The sequence below is a fragment of the Paracoccus sp. (in: a-proteobacteria) genome (assembly GCF_030604785.1).
Lineage (GTDB): Bacteria > Pseudomonadota > Alphaproteobacteria > Rhodobacterales > Rhodobacteraceae > Paracoccus.
In genome coordinates this window covers 15738-38297 of the sequence record NZ_JAUVVF010000035.1, presented here as the reverse complement: position 1 = coordinate 38297, position 22560 = coordinate 15738, and the positions used below count along the sequence as shown (strand labels likewise).

Genomic DNA, 22560 nt, shown 5'->3' with positions numbered 1-22560 from the left:
CATAGGCGCGGAACTCGCCGAAATACTTCGTGATCGCAGCCGTCAGCGTCGTCTTGCCGTGGTCAACGTGACCGATCGTGCCGATGTTGACGTGCGGTTTCGTCCGTTCAAACTTTGCCTTTGCCATCTGGGCCTCCTGGATACCACGGGGCATGGCTGAGACGGCCCCGGATTTGACGTGCGCTGCGATCTATAAGCGCATCGGGGAAAAATCAAGGGCAGGTTGCGCCCTTCGCGCGAGGCTCCGGCGGCACTGTGGCAGCGCCGCGCGGAGGCCTGTCGGTGTCATGCGAAACGGTTGTCGCGCGGGAAGCCGCGCGGCGCCATCCGGCCCGCCGTGGCGCGCTTGCCCAGCCATTCGGTCAGGTCGGGTTCGTGCCGGGTCTTGCCGCCGCCCATGGGCCAGGACAGGCCCTGGGACAGGGTCAGGCAGACCGCGTCGGACAGCCCGCCATCCTTGAACTTGAGCAGCCGCACGCCCTTGCCGCGCGCCATCTCGGGCAATTCGTCCAGCGGGAAGACCAGCAGCTTGCGGTTGTCGCCGACGACCGCGACGTGATCGCCCTGCACCGGGCGGCACAGAAGCGCGTCGCCGTTCAGCACCTGCTTGCCCGAGCGCGTCTGCGCCAGGATGTCCGAGGCGCCCACGATGAAGCCATCCCCGGCCTTCGAGGCGACCAGATAGCGGACCCCCTCGCGCCAGGGGAAGACGTTGATGATCTCGGCCTCGTTGGGTAGGTCGATCATCAGGCGCAGCGGCTCGCCCATGCCGCGCCCGCCGGGCAGGTTCGCGGCCGGCAGCGTGTAGAACCGCCCGTTCGAGGCGAACACCATCAGCTTGTCGGTCGTTTCGGCATGCAGCGCGAATCCCGGGCCGTCGCCATCCTTGAACTTGAGTTCCGCATCCAGCGGCTGGTGGCCCTTCATCGCGCGGATCCAGCCCATCTTTGACAGGATCACGGTCAGCGGCTCGCGCTCGATCATCGAATCGAGGTCGATCTCGGGCGTCTCGCCGGCCTCGGCGATGGTGGTGCGGCGCTGGCCCTCGGGGCGGGACTTGCCGAAGGCGTCGCGCACGCCCTTCAGCTCGTCCGCGATGCGCGCCCATTGCGCGCCCTCGTCGGCCAGCATCGCCTCCAGCAAGGTGCGTTCATCAAGCAGGGCGTCGCGTTCGGCCCGCAGCTCGATCTCCTCGAGCTTGCGCAGCGCGCGCAGGCGCATGTTCAGGATCGCCTCGACCTGCACCTCGGTCAGCGCGAATTCGGCCATCATGACGGCCTTGGGGTCATCCTCGTTGCGGATGATCTCGATCACGCGGTCAAGGTTCAGATAGGCGACCAGATAACCTTCCAGCACCTCGAGCCGGGCCGCGATCTTGCCCAGCCGGTAATTCGCGCGCCGGACCAGCACCTCGCGGCGATGGTCCAGAAAGGCGCGCAGAACCTCCTTGAGGGAACAGACCTTGGGCACGCGGCCGTCGATCAGGACGTTCATGTTCAGGTTGAAGCGGATTTCCAGATCGCTGGTCTTGAACAGCGCGCCCATCAGCTGGTCGGGATCGACGCTGCGGGATTTCGGCTCCAGCACGATGCGGACATCCTCGGCGGATTCGTCGCGGATATCGGCCAGGATCGGGATCTTGCGGGTCTGGATCAGTTCGGCCAGCCGTTCGATCAGCTTGGATTTCTGCACCTGATAGGGGATCTCGGTGACGACGATCTGCCATTGGCCGCGGCCCAGATCCTCGACCGACCAGCGGGCGCGCAGACGGAAGGCGCCGCGGCCGGTGCGATAGGTCTCGGCCATGCTTTCGGCGGTCTCGACCAGAACGCCGCCGGTCGGGAAATCGGGGCCCTTGATCAGCGCGGCCAGCGTATCATCGCGGGCATCGGGCGACTTGATCAGATGCAGGCAAGCATCCACGACCTCGTGCAGGTTGTGGGGTGGGATGTTCGTCGCCATCCCCACCGCGATCCCCGAGGCACCGTTGGCCAGCAGGTTCGGAAAGGCCGAAGGCAGGACGACCGGCTCGGTCAGCGTGCCGTCGTAATTGGGGCGGTAATCGACCGCGTCCTCGGCCAGCCCGTCCATCAGCGCCTCGGATGCGGCGGCAAGGCGAGCCTCGGTGTAGCGGGCGGCGGCGGGGTTATCGCCATCGATATTGCCGAAGTTCCCCTGGCCGTCCACCAGCGGGTAGCGCATGGCGAAATCCTGCGCCAGACGCGCCATCGCGTCATAGATCGCCGCATCGCCATGGGGGTGGTAATTGCCCATCACGTCGCCGGTGATCTTGGCCGATTTGCGGAACGCCCCGTTCGGCGCCAGCCTGAGTTCGCGCATCGCGTAGAGGATGCGGCGATGGACCGGCTTCAGCCCGTCGCGGGCATCGGGCAGCGCGCGGTGCATGATCGTGGACAGCGCATAGGTCAGGTAACGCTCGCCGATGGCGCGGCTGAGCGGCTCTGACATCGTGCCCTTGTCGGCACCTTCGGCGGGATCGGAAATCGGATCGTCTGACATGCGCCTTGGATAGGGCGCGGCGCGGCAACGGTCCAGATCGAAAAGCGCCGATGCGTGGCGCCGGCGCGCAGGGCTGCGGAACGGGACCGCCTGCTTGGCGTTGGGGGACCGGGCGGCTAAGGTCGCTGCGATGACGGGGGAATGCGCGGGTGATGTTCAGATTGTCCTTTCTTCTTCTGGCCACGGTGGCCGGGATCTATGCGGCGATGATCTTTCTGGGCGGCGAGGATCTGCGCGCCCAACGCGTCACGCCCGCGCCCGAACCTGTCGCGGTGAGGCTGCCCGAACCGACCCCGCAGCCCGAAGCCGCGCCCCAGCCGGTGCAGACCGCCGATCCCCTGCCCCAGCCCCAGCAGACCCCCGAACAGGCCCACAGCTTTCCCGGCCCCGCGCTGGAACCCTCGCCCGAATTCGCGGGCCGCGCGCCGCAGGACGACACGCCCGCCCCCGCCGCGTCGGACGGCCCCGCGCTGTGGGTCACGGCCAGCCGCCTGAACATGCGCACCGCGCCCAATGGCGGGGCGACGGTCGTCACCGGCCTTGACGGCGGCACCCGGCTTGAACCGCTGGCCCCGGCGCAGGACGGCTGGGTCAATGTCCGCGCGCCGGGCGGCCAGACGGGCTATGTCTCGGCGCAATTCGTCAGCGACCAGCCGCAATGAGGCAGCCCGGTCGGGTGCTGATCACGGGCTGCTCGTCCGGGATCGGGCTGGATGCCGCGCGCCGCCTGCAGGCCGAGGGCTGGCGGGTCGTCGCCACCTGCCGCCGCCCCGAGGACATCGCCGCCCGCCGGGCCGAGGGGATGGAATGCCTGCCCCTCGATCTGGCCTGCGAGGACAGCGTCGCCGCCTGCGCCGAGGCCGTGCTGGCCGGAGGGCCACTGGACGCGCTGGTCAACAACGCGGCCTTCGCCCTGCCCGGCGCGGTCGAGGACATGCCGCGCGGCGCGCTGCGCGCCATCTTCGAGGTGAACCTGTTCGGCACCCATGACCTGACCCGCCGCCTGATCCCGCATTTCCGGCAAGGCGGCGGGCGGATTGTCAATATCAGTTCTGTCCTGGGCCTCGTGGGCATCCCCTGGCGCGGCCCCTATGTGGCGACGAAATTCGCGCTGGAGGGTCTGACCGACGTGCTGCGGCTTGAAATGCACGGCACCCCCGTCCGCGTCATCCTGATCGAGCCCGGCCCGATCACCAGCCGCATCCGCGAAAACGCCATCCCGCATTTCGAGCGATGGGTCGACTGGCAGGCCAGCCCGCGCGCCGACCAGTATCGCGCAAGCCTGCTGAAGCGCCTCTATGGCCCGCCCGGCAAGGACCGATTCGAGCTGCCCCCGTCGGCCGTCAGCGACCGGATCCTGACCGCGCTGACCGCGCGAGACCCCGCGCCGCGCTATTATGTCACGGCGCCGACGCGGATTTCCGGGCTGGCAAGGCGGGTTCTGCCGACCCGCGCTCTGGACTGGTTCGCGCGGCGGAACTAGGTTGGCCCCCGAAAGGCGGTCCCCATGGCAGACAAACCCCTGTTTCTCGTGACCATCATCTCGATCGGTGTGGTCATGGCGATCCTGCTCACCGGCATCGGCGGATTCGCCAAGGGCGGCGAGTTCAACCGCAAGCACGGCAACCGCATGATGCGCTGGCGCCTTTACGCGCAGGCGGCGGCCATCGCGATCATGCTGCTCTTCGTGTGGTGGAGGGCGCGCTGATGGTGGTGCTGAACCGCATCTATACCCGCACCGGCGATCAGGGCGACACGGCCCTGTCCGATGGCAGCCGCGTGGCCAAGCACGATCCCCGGGTCGAGGCCTATGGCACGGTGGACGAACTGAACGCCACGCTCGGCCTCTGCCGCCAGCATGCCACGGGCGAGATGGCGGCGCGGATCGCGGTGATCCAGAACGACCTCTTCGATCTGGGCGCGGACCTGTCGCGGCCGAACATGGCGGCGGACGATCAGGCGGGCTATCCCGTGCTGCGGATCATCGACGCGCAGGTGACGCGTCTGGAAACCGAGATCGACGCCATGAACGCGCATCTCGAACCCTTGCGCAGCTTCATCCTGCCCGGAGGATCGGCGCTGGCCGCGCATCTGCACCTGTCGCGCACGGTCGCGCGCCGCGCGGAAAGACGCGCCACGGAATTGCTGGCGGGCGGCGATGTGAACGGCGCGGCGATCCGCTATCTGAACCGTCTGTCGGACTGGCTGTTCGTCGCCTCGCGCGTGGCCAACGACAACGGCCAGGGCGATATCCTCTGGGTGCCGGGCGCCAGCCGTTAGCGCCGCGACCGCGCCCGATCGGGTTCCAAACGCTGCGTCTTGCGTCATTTTTGCCCTGTCATTGGGCGATTTCCGCCTCTACCTTCCCGTTCGACAGATGACGCAACCAAGGGAGAGAGGCCGATGAAGGTTCTCGTGCCAGTCAAGCGCGTGATCGACTACAACGTGAAGGCCCGCGTGAAGGCGGACGGTTCCGGGGTCGATCTGGCAAACGTGAAGATGTCGATGAACCCCTTCGACGAGATCGCGGTCGAAGAGGCGATCCGGCTCAAGGAAAAGGGCGCGGCCTCGGAAATCGTGGCTGTCTCGATCGGCGTCAAGCAGGCCGCCGAGACGCTGCGCACGGCGCTGGCCATGGGCGCGGACCGCGCGATCCTGGTCGTGGCCGCCGATGACGTGCATCAGGACATCGAGCCGCTGGCCGTCGCCAAGATCCTCAAGGCCGTGATCGACGCCGAACAGCCGGGCCTTGTGATCGCGGGCAAGCAGGCCATCGACAACGACATGAACGCGACGGGCCAGATGCTGGCCGCGCTGCTGGGCTGGGGTCAGGCGACCTTTGCCAGCAAGCTGGAGATCGCGGGCGATGTCGCCCATGTCACGCGCGAGGTTGATGGCGGCCTGCAGACGATCGAGGTGAAACTGCCCGCCATCGTCACCGCCGACCTGCGCCTGAACGAGCCGCGCTATGCCAGCCTTCCCAACATCATGAAGGCCAAGAAGAAGCCGCTGGATGAGAAGACCGCCGCCGATTACGGCGTGGACACGACCCCGCGCCTGACCGTGGTCAGCACGCGCGAACCCGAGGGCCGCAAGGCCGGGATCAAGGTCGGCTCGGTCGACGAGCTGGTGTCGAAACTGAAAGAAGCGGGGGTGGTGTGATGGCTGTTCTTCTTCTGGCCGAAGTCACGAATGGCGAACTTAACCGCGACGCGACGGCCAAGGCCGTGGGCGCGGTCAAGGCGCTTGGCGATGTGACGGTTCTCTGCGCGGGCGCCTCGGCGCGCGGCGCGGCCGATGCGGCCGCCACCATCGAAGGCGTCAGCCGCGTGCTGGTCGCCGAGGATGCGCGCTACGGCCACCGCCTGGCCGAACCGACCGCGGCGCTGCTGGCCGGGCTTGCGGGCGAATACAGCCATGTCGCGGCCCCGGCGACGACCGATGCCAAGAACATCATGCCCCGCGTCGCGGCGCTGCTGGATGTCATGGTCATCTCGGACGTCTCGGCGGTGATCGACGCGGACACGTTCGAACGCCCGGTCTATGCCGGCAACGCGATCCAGACCGTGAAATCGGGCGACCGGGTCAAGGTCATGACGATCCGCACCGCCAGCTTCGACGCCGCCGGCGAAGGCGCTGCCGCCCCCGTCTCGGACGCGGTGCTGGCCGATGATCCGGCGCTGTCGAAATGGCTTTCGGACGAGGTCGCGCAGAGCGACCGGCCCGAACTGACCTCGGCCAAGCGCGTCGTCTCGGGCGGCCGTGCCCTTGGCTCCAAGGAGCAGTTCGCCATCATCGAGGCGCTGGCCGACAAGCTGGGCGCCGCCGTGGGCGCCAGCCGCGCCGCCGTCGATTCGGGCTATGCGCCGAATGACTGGCAGGTCGGCCAGACCGGCAAGGTCGTCGCCCCCGAGCTTTATGTCGCCGTCGGCATCTCGGGCGCGATCCAGCACCTTGCGGGCATGAAGGACAGCAAGGTCATCGTCGCGATCAACAAGGACGAAGAGGCGCCGATCTTCCAGGTCGCGGATTACGGTCTCGTGGGCGATCTGTTCAGCACCGTCCCGGAACTGACCGAGAAGCTCTGACCGCTTCCAGCCGGGCGGCGCCGCAGGCGCCCTCCGGAACGCCGCCCCCGCGACGCACCCTTGCGTCACGGGGGCGGTTTTGCGTTGCGGCAGCGCAGCACGCCCCCTATCGTCTGCGCGTGACCGCAAGGGGGGCATCCATGACGATTCAGACGGTTGGGGTGATCGGGGCAGGCCAGATGGGCAACGGCATCGCCCATGTCTTCGCCCAGTCGGGCTATGACGTGCTGCTGACCGATATCAGCGCCGAGGCGCTGGACAAGGCCGTGGCGCTGATCGACCGCAATCTCGACCGGCAGGTCAGCCGCGAGAAGATCACGGCCGCCGACAAGGACGCCGCGATGGCCCGCATCCGCACCACCACGCAGCTTTCCGATCTGGGCCGTTCGGATCTGGTGATCGAGGCCGCGACCGAACGCGAGACCGTCAAACAGGCGATCTTCGCCGACCTTCTGCCGCATCTGAAGCCCGAGACGATCCTGACCTCGAACACGTCCTCGATCTCGATCACGCGCCTGGCCAGCCGCACCGACCGCCCCGAGAAATTCATGGGCTTTCACTTCATGAACCCGGTTCCGGTCATGCAGCTGGTCGAACTGATCCGCGGCATCGCCACGGACGACGCGACCTATCAGACCCTGCTGGAGGTCGTCGAACGCCTGGGCAAGACCCCCGCCACGGCCGAGGATTTCCCCGCCTTCATCGTGAACCGCATCCTGATGCCGATGATCAACGAGGCGGTCTACACGCTTTACGAAGGGGTCGGCTCGGTCCAGTCCATCGACCTTGCGATGAAGCTGGGCACCAATCATCCGATGGGGCCGCTGGAACTGGCGGATTTCATCGGCCTGGATACCTGCCTTGCCATCATGAACGTCCTGCATGACGGTCTGGCCGACACCAAATACCGCCCCTGCCCGCTGCTGACGAAATATGTCGAGGCCGGCTGGCTGGGTCGCAAGACCGGCCGCGGCTTCTACGATTACCGGGGCGAGACCCCCGTGCCGACGCGCTGAGCGCCGGTCGACGCGGGGCCGGTCATCCGGCCCCGCCTCCGTGATCAGGCATCCGCCTTGGCGTCGCGCTTTTCCATGAACTGGTCGAACTCGGCCTTGTCCTTGGCCTCGCGCAGTTTTTCCAGGAAATCCATGAATTCGCGATGCTCGTCCTCCAGCCGCTTCAGCGTCTGTTCGCGATAGGCGTCAAAGGCCGAATTGCCGGTGGCGGGGGCGTGATAGCGGGGCGCGTGGCTGCGCTTGCTGCATCCGAACATGCGATTGCTCCAGATCATGTAGAACAGGAATGCCAGGCCGATTGGCCAGAAGGCGATGAAACCCAGGATCATGGCGGCGATCCAGGCCTTGCGGCCATGCCCGTCCAGCCAGTCCCGGCCCCGCAGAAGAAAGTCAGAAAAGCGCGTCCCGGCGGGAACCGGAGGCAGCGCTTGCGTGCCCATGCTCATCTCTCGTCTCCGATGTTAATGTTAATCACATTTACATAGATGGAAGGCTCCATGCCCCGCGTCAAGAGGATCGTGGCGAAAAATCACTCGGGGATCAGGCCCAGCCCGCGCAGATAGACGATGGCACCGCTTTCCAGCATCTCGGAGGGGGAAACCGGACTGCGGCTGCCCGGCCTGCCGCGGCCGAACAGCTCGACGACGCCGTGGCTCAGGGCCCAGATGTGGTTGGCCACCATCCGGGCGGGGGGGCGGCGATCCTCGGGCAGGCGTTCGGCCAGGGCCTCGGCCCCCTCGACCAGCACGCGCTGCGCGCGTTCGGACGCGGCTGCCAGATCGGCATTGCCCGCGATGGACAGGCCGGATTCGAACATCGCCATGTAATAGCCCGGTCGGTCGCGGGCAAAATCCAGATAGGCCTGCCCCATCCGCAGGAAGGCGGTCAGCGCGCGCGGCCGGCCGCCATCAAACGCGGCCTCCAGCCGGCCCGCGAATTCGACGAAACCCTGCCGCGCGACCTCTTCCAGCAGGTCCTCGCGGCCCTTGAAATGGCGATAGGGTGCTGCTGCGGACACGCCCGCACGGCGCGCAGCCTCGGTCAGGGTAAAGGCCTGCGGGCCCTGCTCCTCGATCAGTGCGGCAGTGGCCTCGACCAGCGCCTGGCGCAGGTTCCCGTGATGATAGGACCGGCGTTCGGCCACTACATGCCTTCGCCGAAATAGTCCCCCACCAGCGCCTCCAGCGCATCGGCCAGCGCGGCGGCCTCGGGTCCGCTTGTCGTGACCGTGATGCTGCTGCCGCGCGGCGCGGTCAGCATCAGCAGACCCATGATGGAATCGCCCGAAACCTCGATCCCGTCCTTCGAGACCAGAGCCTGCGCGTCATGGCGTTCGACCAGATCGACGAACTTGGCGCTGGCGCGGGCATGCAGCCCCTTGACGTTGATGATGGTCAGTTCGCGCGTGATCGCATCGCTCATCGCGCCAGCCGCCCCAGGTCGGAACCCGCCTCGGGGGGGACATTGTAGGAATTGATGTATTTCCGCCCGGCCTCCTTGGCGAAGGCTACCGCCTCCGAGACCGGCAGGTGGCGCGACTTGGCCAGCTTGACCAGCATCGGCAGGTTCGCGCCGTAAAGGATCGCGCGGTCCTGCACCGCGCATGCCGGCAGCGACAGGTTCGAGGGCGAGCCGCCGAACAGGTCGGTCACCACGACGACGCCCTCGCCCTGATCGACCGAATTCGCGGCGGCCTTGATCTCGGCCGTCTTGGCGGCCCGGTCGTGATCATCCTCGATCGCGACGGCGGCTATCCCGGCCTGAGGTCCGACGACATGCTCGACCGCCGAGAGATATTCCCGGGCCAGCCCACCATGCGCTACGATCACAATTCCAATCAACGCGTTCCACCACGTCCTGCATGCGGCATCGTCATGCCCGCCTCTTGTCCGGTCCTGCCTCGGCGTTGGGCGCCGCATCGCCTTCAAGGGGCACAGCGTTGATCCGCCGCTCAAGTTCCCTGTGCCTTATTGACACCGGCCACCCCGCCTCTGCAAGCGAAACGGCCATCTTTTCAACCAAAGTGACGGAACGGTGTTGCCCGCCGGTACATCCGAAGCCCACGGAAAGATGCGATTTGCCCTCTTCCATATGGGCGGGAAGCAAGAAGCGCACCAGATCGCGCGTCCGCTCGAAGAATTCCGCGAATCGGGGATCGGCCTCGACATGGGCCTGAACGCGCGGGTCCAGCCCGGTCAGCGGCCGCAGATCGGCCTGCCAGTGCGGGTTGGACAGGAAGCGGCAATCGAACATCAGGTCCAGACCGCGCGGCACGCCACGCTTGTAGCTGAACGAATGCAGCGACACGCTGAGCCGCGAGACCGCCCGCATGTCGAACCAGCGCCCCAGTTCGGCGCGCAGGTCATGGGGCGACAGGTCGCTGGTTTCGACCAGCACATCGGCCCGCGCCCGGATCGGCGCCAGCAGGTCGATCTCGGCCATGACGCCCGCAAGGGGGGCGCGGTCGGGCGACAGGGGATGGCGGCGGCGCGTCTCGTTGTAGCGGCGCACCAGCACGTCGGCGTCGCAATCCAGATACAGGACCTCGGGCAGGAAACCCGGCGCGCGGGTCAGCCGGTCGATCAGCTCGATCACGTTCGAAGCCGAAAAATCGCGGTTGCGCACATCCAGCCCCAGCGCAAGCGGCGTCGGCCGCGCCGGACCGTCCAGCAGCCGCGGGATCAGCGACAGCGGCAGATTGTCGATCGCCTCGAAGCCCAGATCCTCCAGCACGTTGATCGCGGTGGACCGCCCGGCCCCGGACGGTCCCGTCACCAGAACCAGCCTCTGTGTCCCGGTCTCGGTCTCTGTGGCGTCTGTCATGGCATACCCCTTCGCGAGCAGCGCCCCTTATTCCAGCCGCCCTGCCAGCAGCATCTGCCGCAGCGCAGCATAAAGATGCGGCCGATACGGCCCCAACACAAGAGGCAGCCGCACCCCCAGCCATTCCGCATGCCTCCATGGCGGCAGGCGCATATCCTCGGCCGCGCCCAGATCGCAGGCCATCACCAGCGCAGCCGGCGCGGTTTCGGCGCCCAGGATGCCGACGCCCCGCGCCTCGATCCGGCCAGCCACGCCTGCAGGCGCCGAGGCCACCAGCCGCCCCTCTTCGACGCGCAGATCGGTGCGGTCATCGGCCACCAGAACCGCCCCCGCCGCCATCAGGTCCAGCGCCAGGCTGGACTTGCCCGAACCCGAAGGGCCCAGGATGATCAGCCCCCGGCCGTTCAGCGCGACAGTGCTTGCGTGAAGCTGGACCATGCGAATCACCTCCCTTTCCAACCTGCCCCGTGATTGGTTAATTCCGCGCGAATTTCCGCCAGATTTCTTTCCGTTTGCGATAACATTCGATGTTGGCGCTAACCGTTTGCGCTGACTTGTTTCCTCGATTTCGCCCCGTGTTATAGCCGCCTTGCGGCACCGCGAAACGTCGCGGTCCAATTCACAGCCACGGAGCCCCGAGAACATGACGACGCGCGTGAACCCCAATTGCCGGCTTGAGGATCAAGGCATCGAGGGGCTGGGCCAGGTCTATTACAACCTGCTGGAACCCGCCCTGATCACCGAGGCCGTCTCGCGCGGCGAGGGTCGTCTGGGCCTCGGCGGCGCCTTCCTCGTCTCGACGGGCAGCCATACGGGCCGTTCGCCCAAGGACAAGTTCGTCGTCCGCACGCCCTCCGTGGAAAACACCATCTGGTGGGACAACAACAAGCCGATGTCCCCCGAGGCGTTCGACCTGCTGCATGCCGACATGCTGGCCCACATGAAGGGCCGCGACTATTTCGTGCAGGACCTCTTCGGCGGCGCCGATGCCGAAAACCGCCTGGACGTGCGCGTCGTGACCGAACTGGCCTGGCACGGCCTGTTCATCCGGCACCTGCTGCGCCGCCCCGAAGCCTCGGAACTGGCGACCTTCACGCCCGATTTCACGATCATCAACTGCCCCGGCTTCAAGGCCGATCCGGCCCGCCACGGCTGCCGCTCGGAAACCGTGATCGCGCTGAACTTCGACAAGAAGCTGATCCTGATCGCCAACACCGCCTATGCCGGCGAGAACAAGAAGTCGGTCTTCACCCTGCTGAACTACCTGCTGCCCGAAAAGGGCATCATGCCGATGCATTGCAGCGCAAACCACGCGCCGGGCGACCCCGACGACGCGGCCGTCTTCTTCGGCCTTTCGGGCACCGGCAAGACGACGCTCTCGGCCGATCCCTCGCGCGTGCTGATCGGCGATGACGAGCATGGCTGGTCCGACAAGGGCATCTTCAACTTCGAGGGCGGCTGCTACGCTAAGACGATCAACCTCTCGCCCAAGGCCGAGCCCGAGATCTACGCCACGACCTCGCGCTTCGGCACCGTGATCGAGAACATGGTCTTCGACGCCGACACGCTCGAGCTGGATTTCGAGGACAACTCGATCACCGACAACATGCGCTGCGCCTACCCGCTGGACGCGATCTCGAACGCCTCCGCGACCAGCCTCGGCGGGCATCCGAAGAACGTCATCATGCTGACCTGCGACGCTTACGGCGTCCTGCCGCCCATCGCGCGGCTGACCCCGGCGCAGGCGATGTACCACTTCCTGTCGGGCTTCACCTCCAAGACGCCGGGCACCGAGGTCGGCGTGACCGAGCCGATCCCGACCTTCTCGACCTGCTTCGGCGCGCCCTTCATGCCCCGCCGCCCCGAGGTCTACGGCAAGCTCCTGCAACAGAAGATCGCCCAGCACGGCGCGTCCTGCTGGCTCGTGAACACCGGCTGGACCGGCGGCGCCTTCGGCACCGGCAAGCGCATGCCGATCGCTGCGACGCGCGCCCTGCTGGCGGCGGCGCTGGACGGCAGCCTGAACGGCGTTCAGTTCCGCAAGGATCCGAATTTCGGCTTCGAGGTTCCCGTCAGCGTCCCGGGCGTCGAGGACCGGCTGCTCGACCCGCGCCAGACCTGGGCCGATCCGGCCGCCTATGACGCGCAGGCCAAGAAGCTGGTGCAGATGTTCTGCGACAATTTCGCGCAATACCTGGACGCGATCGACGACGAGGTCCGCGCCGCAGCCATCGGCTGAGGCCACCCGCCCCACGAACCGACGCGGCAGAGGCCCCTCTGCCGCGTCTTGCGTTTCAGCGCCCCCTGATAGCGTGCACTCTTGCCCCCGCCGCGCAACCCCGCCTAAGAGGCAGCAGAGCGCCCGGTCTCGACAAGGAACGGCGAGCGCCCCGCAGCCTGCCATCCAAGGGAAGCCCGCATGAACCTTGCCCATCCCGCAGCCTTCAGCGCCTTTCGCGAGCTGCTATCGCATGGCGCGATCATGGGTAATCGAACGCCCCTTTGCGATGGTCTGACCCTTCACGCCGACCCCGCCCTGCAGCTCGGGGGCGAATGGCGCTCGCCTTCGGGGCGGGTGCTGGAACTGGCCTTGCGGCCCCGTGCGGCAGGGGCGTGGCTGGGGCTACATCTGGCGCTGGATCTGCCCGACCTTGCGGGGCTGCGCTTTCTGGGCCTTGCCGCCCGCGCCGTCGCCCCCGACGAGGTGCTGATCCGCGCCTGCCTGCGCTCGGGCCTGCCCGAAGGCGGCTTTCGCGACCATTTCATGCCGCGCCACTGGCTGGCCCATGACGAGGCCGCGACGCATCACGACCTGATCCACCTGCCCAGCCAGAACGCCCTGCCCGTGCAGGCGCCGTGGCGCGAACTGGTCCTGTTCCTGCCCTGCCGGCCGCTCGACCTGCACCTGCACGATCTGGCGATCCTGTCGGCATGACCGCGCCGGCCAGCCTTGCCCTGTCGGTGGTGATCCCCTGCCACAACGATGCCGGGACGCTGGCCCCGCTGCTCGCGGCGCTCGCCCGGCTTGGCCCGGTCGTCGAGGTGATCGTGATCGACGACGCCTCCAGCCCGCCCCTGCACGGCGCGGACCTGCTGGCCGCCGCAGGCCCCGAGGCCCGTGCGATGGCCCCCGGCTGGCTGCGCCTCCTGCGCCAGCCCAGGCCGCTGGGGGCAGGGGCGGCGCGCAATCTGGGCCTGACGCTGGTCACGGCGCCGCATGTCATCTTTCTGGATGCCGACGACATGGTGATGCCCGATCTGGCGCATCTGGCGCGGGACTTGGCGCAGGACCCGACAGCGCGCAGCTTCGATTTCTGCATCTTCCAGCACCATGACACGCGCGGCGATCAGGAGCGGCTCTGGGGGCAGAGACCCTTTGACGACAGGCTCTGGCGGCAGGCGGGGCTGGCCCATGGCGCGCTGAACGCGGTCGGGGCGGATCAGGCGGCGGCTCTGGTCCAGACGGCGAACTATCCCTGGAACAAGATCTACCGCACCGCCTTTCTGCGCGGCAAGGGCATCGGCTGCACGCCGCTGATGGTGCATAACGATGTCGAACTGCACTGGCGCAGCTTCCTGCTGGCCGACCGGATCATCGCCAGCGACCGGATCGGCGTGGTCCATGTGGTGCGCCATCACGGCAACCGCCTGACGAACCGCCACACCGCCGAAAGGCTGCGCCTGTTCCCGGTTCTGGACGCCCTGGCCGAGGAGATCGCGCTGAGCGACAGGCCCGCGCTGGCGCAGGCCTTCAACAGCTTCGTCTGGGGGCTGACCGACTGGATCGGCGCGCATCTGCCGCCCGAGGACCGGCCCGCCCTTCGGGCCCATGCCACGCGCTTCTGGCTGACCCGCACGCCCCCCGCGCAGCGCCGGGCGCTACGCGCCGATCGCGGCGCGCTGCTCGACCGCCTCGGCATCGGCTGAGCGCGGCGCGTCCAGCACCGCCTCCAGCGCCAGGGGCAGCGCGCGCGCCAGCCGCGCGCGCTCGGCCAGCCACGGGCCGGGGCGGCCCAGCCGCGCGGCCAGCACCGCCTGCGCCTCGCGCAGGGCCTCGATCCGGGCATCGCTGAACGGACTGCCGATCAGATCGGCCACGCGCAGCGCGGCCTCCGCAGGGTCCAGCCCGGCCAGATTGACCCAGGCCTCGTCGGGCAGGCCGAACTCGGCCAGCCGATGGCCCGGCAGCGCCCAGTAAAGCGGCAGCGACAGGTTCGCCAGCGCATCGAACAGCTTCTCGGTCAGGTAATCGGGCTGATGGGTGTTCTCGATCGCGCCCATGATCCGCGCATGTCCGTCCAGCCGCGCCATCTTGTCGGCATACCAGTTCACCAGCCCCTGCCGGGGCGGCCCACCCTGCCAGCTTGCGCCCAGCCGCTCGACCCGGCCGGTCGTGCAGGCCTCGGCCAGGGCGGTCCGCCACGCGCAGAGACCGAACAGACCCGCCTCGGGCCAGCCCGCATTGTGATGCGGCTCGGGGCGGCGCTCGAACAGGAAGCACAGATCGCAGGGCGCGGCGCTCAGGCGGGCACGGATCGCAGAGGTCGACAGCCGCGCATTGCGCGCGAACCGCGCCGCATAGGTCGTGGCAAAGCGGTGATGGGTCAGCAGGTAATAGGGGATCTGCTCGAACCGGAAGACGTCGCTGGTCTGGTGGTTGATCTGCACCACCGGCAACGCGCCATGCAGCCCGTCCACGACGCGGCGCGGCTGGGTGGGGCGTCGGTTCCAGATCGTGTCCCAGAACGGCTCTTCCGACAGCAGCACGACCGGCCTGCGCCGCTTGCGCCAATCCTCGACCAGCGCAAGCGGTGCCTCGGCCACGTCCAGCACATGCGCGAACAGGTGCAGATCGGCCTCGGCGGGCCGGTCCACCGTCTCGATCCGGTCCGCGAAAAGCGGCGCCAGCGCGGCATAGCTCAGCGGCATCCGCGCCTTGTGGCGGCCCGAGACGAAGACCCTGATCCTGCCGCGCATCCCCCGCCGCCCCCTTGAACCCGGCCCCCGCAGCGGGCCGCGCCGACCATAGCCGCGCCGCAGGGCCAAGGCCAGCCGCCCGGCAGGCCCTTGTCGCAGGGCGCTGCTGTTTGATAAGCCTGCCACCGTCCCCCATCGCGCGCCTCAGGCCGCGCCCGCAAAGGTTGCTGCGCCCGTGCCATCGCCCATCCTCTCCGCGCCCGCCCCCTTGGAACCGCCGGCGGCGATCATCGCCGCGGATGACAGCGACGCGACCGAGACGCTGCGCCTGTCGCTGTCGCAATCGGCCCTGCCGGGAGATCTGCGCGTCGTGATCGTCGGGCAGCCGGTCCTGTCGCTGGCTGCGGCGCTGGCCGCGATGCCGGCCCCCGCCGCCCTGTCCGCCCTGGCCCAGGGGATCAAGACCGCGCTCGCCGCCCGCCGCGCCGATCGCACGCAGACGCGCCTGCTGATCGCGCAAGAGGCGCTGGCCGATCCCGGCGCGGTGACCGACAGGCTGGGCCTTGCGGCCGCGCCCCTGCCGCTGCCAGCGCCCGCCTTGCCCGATCCGCTGCTGATCCTGCTGGCGCGCCACCTGATCGACGCCGATCCTGATCTGCGCGCGCTCGAACAGGCGCTGATGGCCGAACGCAGCGCCCTTGCGGCCCAGCCGCCCGCCGATCCTCTGGACCTCGATGCGGTCTGCGCGCTGGCCGCCGATGCCGCCGCCGCGCGCGACCGCGATGCGCGCACCATCGCCCTGCTGGAAGCCCGCTGCGCTGCCGGGCGCGAGGAGCTCGAGGCGATGGCCCGCCAGACCATCGCCCTGACCGAGCGGCTGGAAAAGGCCGAGACCCGCATCCGGCTCAGCCGCGCCGCCCGCGACCGCGCCCGCGCCGAGGCCGACCAGGCCCTGCACGACCGCGACCTGGTGCGCGCCGAACTTGACCGCTTCTACCGCTCGCGCTCCTATCGCCTGACGGCGCCGCTGCGCTGGCTGCGCCGCCGCCTCCGCTCCAGCTGATCCCCTCCGCGCAAGAAAGCAGGACCGACCGCCGGTTGCGCCTCCGCAGTATTGGCCGGGTTCGCCAGCAGGTCAAAGCACTGCGCGCCGCCCGACCCCGGCCGACCGTGACGGCGTGCTGGCGCCCTTCTGGTCGCCGCACAGCCCGGCCTGAACCCGCGCCGGGGCGCTCAGACGCCCAGACAATGCCGCATGATCGCCTTCTGCGCGTGAAGGCGGTTCTCGGCCTCGTCCCAGATGACCGAGTTCGGACCGTCCATGACGGCGCTCGTCACCTCGTCCTCGCGATGGGCGGGCAGGCAGTGCATGAACAGCGCATCGGGCTTCGCACGGGCCATCAGCGCCTCGTTGATCTGGTAGCCGCGCAGCTGGTTGTGGCGGCGCTCCTTGGCCGATTGCGGGTCATGCATGCTGACCCAGGTGTCGGTCACGACCAGATCGGCGCCGATCACCGCGCGTTCCGGGTCGCGCTCGATGGTGATGGGGCGCCCCTGCGAGGCCGCGTAATCCAGCCATTCCTGTTCCGGGTCCAGCGGTTTCGGGCCGGTGAAGGTCAGGTCAAAGCCGAACTGCCCCGCCGCATGGGCGAAGCTGGCAAAGACATTGTTGCCGTCGCCCGACCACACGACCTTGCGGCCGGCGATGTCGCCGCGATGCTCCTCGAAGGTCATCACGTCGGCCATGATCTGGCAGGGATGGGTGCGGTTGGTCAGCCCGTTGATCACCGGCACGCTGGCATATTCGGCCATCTCGTGCAGCGTCGCCTCCTCGAAGGTGCGTATCATGATCAGGTCGACATAGCGCGACAGGACGCGGGCGGTGTCCGCGATCGTCTCGCCATGGCCAAGCTGCATCTCGGAGCCCGACAGGACCATCGTCTGGCCGCCCATCTGCCGCACGCCCACGTCGAAGCTGACGCGGGTCCGGGTCGAGGGCTTCTCGAAGATCAGCGCCACCATCCGGCCGGCCAGCGGCTGTTCGTCATCGGGCATGCCGCGCGGACGGCCCTGACGGGCGGTCTTCATCGCGCGGGCATTGTCGATGATCGCGCGCAGGGCCGCGCGGTCGGTGGTGTGGATATCGAGAAAATGCGTCATCGTTCCGGCTTTCAGCGTTTTGTGACAGCAAGCCCTGCCCGGCGGGCGGGGTCAAGGGGCGGAAGGTCGGGAACAGCGGGCGCTGGCCTGTCGCGCCGCCCCGCGCCGACCCGGTTTTGCCTGAGGAAGAATGCGGCAGGCGCGCGGGCACGTCCCCCGGTTCAGGCGGCAAGACTGGCTGCGGCGCGGTCCAGCCGGTCGACGGCCTCGGCGATCTCGGCATCCTCGATGTTCAGGGGCGGCAGAAGGCGCAGCGTGTTGTCGGCGGCCGGCACGGTCAGCAGGTGCTGGTCATAGGCCGCCCGGACCAGATCGGCCGGGGCCGTGCGGCATTTCAGGCCCAGCATCAGGCCCTGTCCGCGCACGGCCTCGAAGATGTCGGGATGGGCGGCGACAAGGCCTTCCAGCTTCTGGCGGAAGAGTGCGGCTTTGCGGTTCACCTCGGCCAGAAAGGCCGGCTCGGCGACGATCTCCATCACCCGCGCGCCGACCGCGCAGGCCAGCGGGTTGCCGCCATAGGTCGAGCCATGCGTGCCCGCGACCATCCCCGAGGCCGCCTTGGCCGTGGCCAGCACCGCGCCCAGCGGAAAGCCCCCGCCGATGCCCTTGGCGACCATCATGATGTCGGGGGCGATGCCCGCATGTTCATGCGCGAACAGCCGCCCCGTCCGGCCCATGCCGCATTGCACCTCGTCGAAGACCAGCAGCGCGCCGGTCGCGTCGCAGATCTCGCGCAGGCCCTTGAGGCAGATATCGGGCAGCACGCGGATGCCGCCCTCGCCCTGCACCGGCTCAACCATGATCGCGGCGGTGCGGTTGCTGGCGGCGGCGCGCAGGGCGTCGTGATCGCCGAAGGGCAGCGTGCGGAAACCCGGCATCAGCGGGCCGAAGCCCTTGGTCATCTTCTCGGACCCCGCCGCCGCGATGGCGCCGGTCGAGCGGCCGTGGAACGCGCCCTCGAAGGTCAGGATCTCGATCCGGTCGGGATCGCCCGCATGGTCCCAGTATTTGCGGACCATCTTGATGGCCAGTTCCGCGGCCTCGGTCCCGGAATTGGTGAAGAAGACCGTGTCGGCAAAGGTCTGTTCGACCAGCAGGTCGGCCAGACGCTCCTGCTCGGGGATCTGGTAGAGGTTCGAGACATGCCAGATCCGCCCGGCCTGTTCGGTCAGCGCCTGGACCAGCGCCGGATGGGCGTGGCCCAGCGCGTTCACGGCGATCCCCGCGCCCAGATCCAGATAGCGCGTGCCGTCGGCGGTGATCGCCCAGGCGCCCTCGCCGCGCTCAAAGGCCAGGTTGGCGCGGTTATAGGTCGGCAGGACATGCGGAATCGCGGGCGTGGTCATGGGCAGGGCCTTTGCAGCGATGGGAAAGGGGCAGGCAAGCGGGGATGCGGACCGTCGAGGGGTCGCATCAGCGTCGGATGATACGGGCGCGTCGCTTGTTCATGGCCGGAAGATGCGCGTGACGGGCGCGACACGCAAGCGGTAATTGCCTCTGCCGGGCGGTTGACCCTGCCGGCGGGTCGGGTCATGCCTGCGCTCATGGAAACATCCGGTGAACATCAGCCCGACCGCCGCGTGACCGCCGCCCTGATGGTGGCGGCAACCGCGCTTTTCGCCGCGACCTCGCTGATCGCCAAGGCGATCGGCACGGGCGCGCTTGGCCCCGCCCTGCCGCCGCTGATGGTCAGTTTCGGCCGGTTCGGCTTTGCGCTGGCCGGGATCGCGCTGGCCCTGGCGGTGATGCGGCCCGTCCTGACGCGCCCGGCCTGGGGGACGCATCTGGCGCGCACGCTCTGCGGCTGGGGCGGGATCACGCTGATGTTCGCGGCCGTCGCGCAGATGCCCTTGCCCGATGCGACCGCGATCAGCTTCCTGTCGCCGGTCTTCACCATGATGCTGGCCATCCCGCTTCTGGGAGAGCGTGTCGGCCCGGTCCGCTGGGGCGCCGCCGTGATCGCCCTGATCGGCGCCGCGATCCTGCTGCGCCCGACCGGCGCCATCCAGCCCGCCGCGTTCCTGGCCTTGGGCGCCGCCGCCGCGATGGGGCTGGAGGCGATCTTCATCAAGCGCCTCACGGGCCGCGAGGGGCGGTTGCAGATCCTGATCGTGAACAACGGCATGGGCGCGGTTGTCGCGACGGTGGCGGCGCTGGCGGTCTGGGCCGCGCCCAATCCCGCGCAATGGGCGGCGCTGGCGGCGCTTGGGCTGATCATGGCGGGCGGGCAGGCGCTGAACCTGGCGGCGATGCGGCGGGCGGATGCCAGCTTCGTGGCGCCGTTCTTCTATCTGACGCTGGTCTGGGCGGCGGGGTTCGACCTCTGGGTCTTTGGCGTCCTGCCCGACGGGGTCAGCATGATCGGCGCGGCCGTGCTTGTCTCGGGGGCCGGCCTGCTGGTCTGGCGCGACCGGCAGCGCCGCCGCTAGGGCTTCATCCGATAGCCGGTCTTCAGCCAGCGCCAGGCCAGATACAGCACCACGGCCAGCACCGCGCCGCAGACGATCAGCCCGCGCAGGGGCGGCGAATCGCTGACCCCGGTCACGCCGTAGCGCGCCCCGTCGATCAGATAGAAGATCGGGTTCCAGTGCGAGATCGTGTTGAACGGCTCGGGCAGGGCCTGCACCGAATAGAAGGTGCCCGACAGGAAGCTCAGCGGCGTGACGATGAAATTGCTGATCGCGGCCATCTGGTCGAATTTCTGCGCCATGATCCCGGCCAGGATGCCAAGCGCCCCCATCAGCGCCGCCGCCATCACGACAAAGGCCAGCGCCCAGAGCGGATGCGCCACGCCCCGCCCCGTCACCGCGATCATGCCCGCGCCGATCACCACCGCGACCAGCCCCGCCCGCACGACAGAGCCCGCCAGATAGCCCGCCAGCAGCTCGCCCGCCGACAGGGGCGGCATCAGCGTGTCGACGATGTTGCCCTGCACCTTGGCCGCCACGATCGAGCTGGAACTGTTGGCGAATGCGTTCTGGATCACCGTCATCATCAGGATGCCCGGCCCCAGAAAGACCAGATAGGGCAGGCCCATCACCTGCCGCTCGCCGCCCAAAGCCAGCGCGAAGACCAGGACGAACAGCCCCGCCGTCATCAGGGGCGCAAAGACCGTCTGCTGCCAGACCGCCATGAAGCGCATGACCTCGCGCCGGGCCAGGGTCCACAGCCCCAGCCAGTTCACGCGGCCGAAGCGGCGCACCCCCATCTCGCGCGCGGCGGGCGGCAGGGCGCGGGGGCTTTTGTCGGTGCTGGTGGCTGTCATCTGGCGGTCCTTGAATTTCTGCGCGTCGGCGGCTAAATCTCGGCATCCCGTTTCTGGCGGGACCAATCGCAGGTTTCAAGATGGGGCGGCAGGCAAGACCCGCCCGGAAAGGCAGCCATGTCCTGGACGGATGAACGTGTCGAGACGCTCAAGCGCATGTGGTCCGAGGGGCAGTCGGCCAGCGCCATCGCCAAGGAACTGGGCGGCGTCACCCGCAACGCGGTGATCGGCAAGGTCCATCGCCTCGGCCTGTCGAACCGCAATGACGAGGCCCAGCCCGAAGCCGCGCCCGAGCCGCAGAAACAGCCCGCCGCGCGCGCCGAATCGGCCGCGCCCGCCCGTCCCGAACCTGCCGCCCCCCGCGCCGAAAGCCGGGCCGAGCCGCGCGCCGAACCGCGCCCCGAGTCCAAGGTCGAAGCCCGCGCCGAGCCGCGCCCCGAACCCAAGGTCGAGGCCCGCGCCGCCGAACCGGTTGCCTTCACCCCCGCGCCGCGCCGTCCCATTGTGCCGGCGGGCCAGCCCCTGCCGCCGCAGCCCTCGGCCAACGAGATCAGCCCCGAGGCCCTCGCCTCGGTGCGCGAGGTCGAGAAACGCGCGCGCAAGCTGACCCTGATGGAACTGACCGAACGCACCTGCAAATGGCCGATCGGCGATCCGGCGACCGACAAGTTCTGGTTCTGCGGCCTGCCCAGCCAGCCCGGCAAACCCTATTGCGAGGCGCATGTCGGCGTGGCCTTCCAGCCGATGAGCAGCCGCCGCGACCGCCGCCGCTGATCCGCGCCCTCCTTGCCGGATGAGACAGGGCCGCCCCGCAAGGGCGGCCCTTCTGCTGTCGGCACCCCGCCGGGAACATCGCCGCGCCCCGCCGGTTGACCCCGGACAGGAGGACCACGCAATGACCAAGGACACGTCCCGTCTGACCCCGACCCAGCAGGTGCGCGCCTCGGCCCAGACCGAACGCCACCCCGAAGCGCCCGATCACGCCGCCAAGGATGCCCGGCCCGCCATTCCCGGCGGCAACCGGCCCGACGCGGCCGTTTGCGAAAATCCGGACAAGCCCGGCATGATCGACAAGAGCCGCGATTGCTGACGCCCTAGCGGCGCGGCGCGGCCACGACCATTGCGACGGCCGTCAGGATCAAGACGGCCGCCAGCAATTCCAGCACTTCCTCTCCCCGCGCGATGACGGGCATCACGCCCTCGCGCAGCGTGATGTTCCAGCGCGCCAGCTTGCGATCCAGCCCGTCCCCGGCCTTGGCCAGAACCAGCAGCAGGGCCGCCCCCAGCCACAGCCAGGCCACCCCCGATCCGCGCCGCAACCCGCCCAGCCAGGGCCACAGGTCGCGGCGCAGCAGCCGCAGCCCCGCCGCCAGCACGATCAGCACGACCAGCGCGCCGATGATCTTTTCGGGCAGCGGCGCCTCTCCGGTGTAATGGCGCAGCGACAGGATGCCGTTCTCGGTGAAGCGCTTGTCCCAGTCCATCTCGCGCAGGGCGGCGGCGGCCAGCAGCACGACCTGATGCCAGCGCGCGGCCCGGTCCGGCAGGATCAGCAGCATCGCCCCCGCCAGCAGCAGATACAGCGCCGAGAACAGCTCGACCGGCCCGCCCTCGCCATGCAGGGCGCGGTCATCCTGTCCCAGCGCCACGCCCAGCGCCAGCCAGACCAGCGGCAACAGCAGGGCCAGCGTCAGCGTCGCGGCGGGAAGCGGGGATCGTGTCATGGCGGGCCTTCCGGTGATCGGTTCGCCACGCTGCACCGGCCCCGGTT

General features: G+C 68.8%; 27 protein-coding genes. 14 read left to right on the top strand and 13 right to left on the bottom strand.

Going from position 1 to position 22560, the window contains the following annotated elements; all coding sequences use genetic code 11:
• Both QAR72_RS11890 and parC read right to left on the bottom strand, forming a co-directional pair.
• Window positions 1–127, bottom strand: a 127-nt coding sequence (locus QAR72_RS11890; RefSeq protein ID WP_304617595.1) for a GTP-binding protein, incomplete at its 3' end; no start/stop codon positions are given.
• 158 nt (window positions 128–285) lie between these two features.
• On the bottom strand, window positions 286–2520 hold the full coding sequence (gene parC, locus QAR72_RS11885) for a DNA topoisomerase IV subunit A (protein WP_304617594.1): 2235 nt from the start codon (window positions 2518–2520) through the stop codon (window positions 286–288).
• A gap of 152 nt (window positions 2521–2672) precedes the next feature.
• On the opposite strand from parC, the gene QAR72_RS11880 reads away from it, so the two are divergent.
• The 7 genes from QAR72_RS11880 to QAR72_RS11850 all read left to right on the top strand — a co-directional run bounded on the left by QAR72_RS11880 (window position 2673) and on the right by QAR72_RS11850 (window position 7624).
• Window positions 2673–3182, top strand: a complete 510-nt coding sequence (locus tag QAR72_RS11880) for an SH3 domain-containing protein (protein WP_304617593.1) — start codon at window positions 2673–2675, stop codon at window positions 3180–3182.
• Complete coding sequence (locus QAR72_RS11875) at window positions 3179–4003, top strand: SDR family NAD(P)-dependent oxidoreductase (RefSeq protein WP_304617592.1); 825 nt, start codon at window positions 3179–3181, stop codon at window positions 4001–4003. Before QAR72_RS11880 ends, QAR72_RS11875 begins: the two co-directional genes overlap by 4 nt.
• Before the next feature lie 24 nt (window positions 4004–4027).
• Window positions 4028–4228, top strand: a complete 201-nt coding sequence (locus tag QAR72_RS11870; RefSeq protein WP_304617591.1) for a twin transmembrane helix small protein — start codon at window positions 4028–4030, stop codon at window positions 4226–4228.
• A complete protein-coding gene (locus QAR72_RS11865) occupies window positions 4228–4800 on the top strand; it encodes a cob(I)yrinic acid a,c-diamide adenosyltransferase (RefSeq protein ID WP_304617590.1) in 573 nt (190 codons plus the stop codon). Before QAR72_RS11870 ends, QAR72_RS11865 begins: the two co-directional genes overlap by 1 nt.
• 123 nt (window positions 4801–4923) lie before the next feature.
• Window positions 4924–5682 (top strand): electron transfer flavoprotein subunit beta/FixA family protein, encoded by a 759-nt coding sequence (locus tag QAR72_RS11860; protein ID WP_304617589.1) that lies wholly within the window; start codon window positions 4924–4926, stop codon window positions 5680–5682.
• Window positions 5682–6608 carry an electron transfer flavoprotein subunit alpha/FixB family protein gene (locus QAR72_RS11855; protein WP_304617588.1) on the top strand — a complete coding sequence of 309 codons (927 nt, stop codon included), beginning with the start codon at window positions 5682–5684 and terminating at the stop codon, window positions 6606–6608. The genes QAR72_RS11860 and QAR72_RS11855 overlap by 1 nt, the downstream gene beginning before the upstream one ends.
• A 140-nt stretch (window positions 6609–6748) precedes the next feature.
• Window positions 6749–7624, top strand: a complete 876-nt coding sequence (locus QAR72_RS11850) for a 3-hydroxybutyryl-CoA dehydrogenase (protein WP_304617587.1) — start codon at window positions 6749–6751, stop codon at window positions 7622–7624.
• Window positions 7625–7668: 44 nt separating this feature from the next.
• Here QAR72_RS11850 and QAR72_RS11845 read toward each other — a convergent pair whose 3' ends face one another.
• From QAR72_RS11845 to QAR72_RS11820, 6 genes are all read right to left on the bottom strand, one after another.
• Window positions 7669–8064, bottom strand: coding sequence for a DUF2852 domain-containing protein (locus QAR72_RS11845; RefSeq protein WP_442953578.1), 396 nt, complete (start codon window positions 8062–8064; stop codon window positions 7669–7671).
• Window positions 8065–8153: 89 nt separating this feature from the next.
• Window positions 8154–8768, bottom strand: a complete 615-nt coding sequence (locus QAR72_RS11840; protein WP_304617585.1) for a TetR/AcrR family transcriptional regulator — start codon at window positions 8766–8768, stop codon at window positions 8154–8156.
• The gene (locus tag QAR72_RS11835) at window positions 8768–9046 is read right to left on the bottom strand and encodes an HPr family phosphocarrier protein (protein ID WP_304617584.1); all 279 of its coding nucleotides are present in this window, start codon (window positions 9044–9046) and stop codon (window positions 8768–8770) included. The genes QAR72_RS11840 and QAR72_RS11835 overlap by 1 nt, the downstream gene beginning before the upstream one ends.
• Complete coding sequence (locus QAR72_RS11830; protein WP_304617583.1) at window positions 9043–9465, bottom strand: PTS sugar transporter subunit IIA; 423 nt, start codon at window positions 9463–9465, stop codon at window positions 9043–9045. Before QAR72_RS11830 ends, QAR72_RS11835 begins: the two co-directional genes overlap by 4 nt.
• Window positions 9466–9496: 31 nt before the next feature.
• Window positions 9497–10447, bottom strand: a complete 951-nt coding sequence (gene rapZ, locus QAR72_RS11825) for an RNase adapter RapZ (RefSeq protein WP_304617582.1) — start codon at window positions 10445–10447, stop codon at window positions 9497–9499.
• 27 nt (window positions 10448–10474) lie between these two features.
• Window positions 10475–10885 (bottom strand): HPr kinase/phosphorylase, encoded by a 411-nt coding sequence (locus tag QAR72_RS11820; RefSeq protein WP_304617581.1) that lies wholly within the window; start codon window positions 10883–10885, stop codon window positions 10475–10477.
• A gap of 205 nt (window positions 10886–11090) precedes the next feature.
• Here QAR72_RS11820 and QAR72_RS11815 point away from each other — a divergent pair, with 205 nt between their 5' ends.
• The 3 genes from QAR72_RS11815 to QAR72_RS11805 all read left to right on the top strand — a co-directional run bounded on the left by QAR72_RS11815 (window position 11091) and on the right by QAR72_RS11805 (window position 14374).
• Entirely contained in the window at window positions 11091–12686 is a 1596-nt protein-coding gene (locus tag QAR72_RS11815) for a phosphoenolpyruvate carboxykinase (RefSeq protein ID WP_304617580.1), read from the top strand.
• Between the two features lie 180 nt (window positions 12687–12866).
• Complete coding sequence (locus QAR72_RS11810; RefSeq protein ID WP_304617579.1) at window positions 12867–13382, top strand: hypothetical protein; 516 nt, start codon at window positions 12867–12869, stop codon at window positions 13380–13382.
• Entirely contained in the window at window positions 13379–14374 is a 996-nt protein-coding gene (locus QAR72_RS11805; RefSeq protein ID WP_304617578.1) for a glycosyltransferase family 2 protein, read from the top strand. Before QAR72_RS11810 ends, QAR72_RS11805 begins: the two co-directional genes overlap by 4 nt.
• On the opposite strand, the gene QAR72_RS11800 is transcribed toward QAR72_RS11805, so the two are convergent.
• Window positions 14327–15424, bottom strand: a complete 1098-nt coding sequence (locus QAR72_RS11800) for a hypothetical protein (protein WP_304617577.1) — start codon at window positions 15422–15424, stop codon at window positions 14327–14329. The two genes, QAR72_RS11805 and QAR72_RS11800, sit on opposite strands and share 48 nt — an antisense overlap.
• Window positions 15425–15599: 175 nt before the next feature.
• Here QAR72_RS11800 and QAR72_RS11795 point away from each other — a divergent pair, with 175 nt between their 5' ends.
• Window positions 15600–16427: a hypothetical protein gene (locus QAR72_RS11795; RefSeq protein ID WP_304617576.1), complete on the top strand. Its 828-nt coding sequence runs from the start codon at window positions 15600–15602 to the stop codon at window positions 16425–16427.
• 170 nt (window positions 16428–16597) lie between these two features.
• Here QAR72_RS11795 and argF read toward each other — a convergent pair whose 3' ends face one another.
• Both argF and QAR72_RS11785 read right to left on the bottom strand, forming a co-directional pair.
• Window positions 16598–17524 carry an ornithine carbamoyltransferase gene (argF, locus tag QAR72_RS11790; protein ID WP_304617575.1) on the bottom strand — a complete coding sequence of 309 codons (927 nt, stop codon included), beginning with the start codon at window positions 17522–17524 and terminating at the stop codon, window positions 16598–16600.
• A gap of 161 nt (window positions 17525–17685) precedes the next feature.
• Window positions 17686–18870, bottom strand: a complete 1185-nt coding sequence (locus QAR72_RS11785) for an aspartate aminotransferase family protein (protein ID WP_304617574.1) — start codon at window positions 18868–18870, stop codon at window positions 17686–17688.
• Between the two features lie 198 nt (window positions 18871–19068).
• Here QAR72_RS11785 and QAR72_RS11780 point away from each other — a divergent pair, with 198 nt between their 5' ends.
• Complete coding sequence (locus QAR72_RS11780; protein WP_304617573.1) at window positions 19069–19953, top strand: DMT family transporter; 885 nt, start codon at window positions 19069–19071, stop codon at window positions 19951–19953.
• On the opposite strand, the gene QAR72_RS11775 is transcribed toward QAR72_RS11780, so the two are convergent.
• Window positions 19950–20789, bottom strand: coding sequence for an ABC transporter permease (locus QAR72_RS11775; RefSeq protein WP_304617572.1), 840 nt, complete (start codon window positions 20787–20789; stop codon window positions 19950–19952). The genes QAR72_RS11780 and QAR72_RS11775 overlap by 4 nt on opposite strands.
• Window positions 20790–20906: 117 nt before the next feature.
• Here QAR72_RS11775 and QAR72_RS11770 point away from each other — a divergent pair, with 117 nt between their 5' ends.
• Window positions 20907–21563: a GcrA family cell cycle regulator gene (locus QAR72_RS11770; RefSeq protein ID WP_304617571.1), complete on the top strand. Its 657-nt coding sequence runs from the start codon at window positions 20907–20909 to the stop codon at window positions 21561–21563.
• A gap of 121 nt (window positions 21564–21684) precedes the next feature.
• Window positions 21685–21879, top strand: coding sequence for a hypothetical protein (locus tag QAR72_RS11765; protein ID WP_304617570.1), 195 nt, complete (start codon window positions 21685–21687; stop codon window positions 21877–21879).
• 4 nt (window positions 21880–21883) lie between these two features.
• On the opposite strand, the gene QAR72_RS11760 is transcribed toward QAR72_RS11765, so the two are convergent.
• Window positions 21884–22513, bottom strand: a complete 630-nt coding sequence (locus tag QAR72_RS11760; RefSeq protein ID WP_304617569.1) for a hypothetical protein — start codon at window positions 22511–22513, stop codon at window positions 21884–21886.
• Window positions 22514–22560 lie beyond the last annotated feature (47 nt).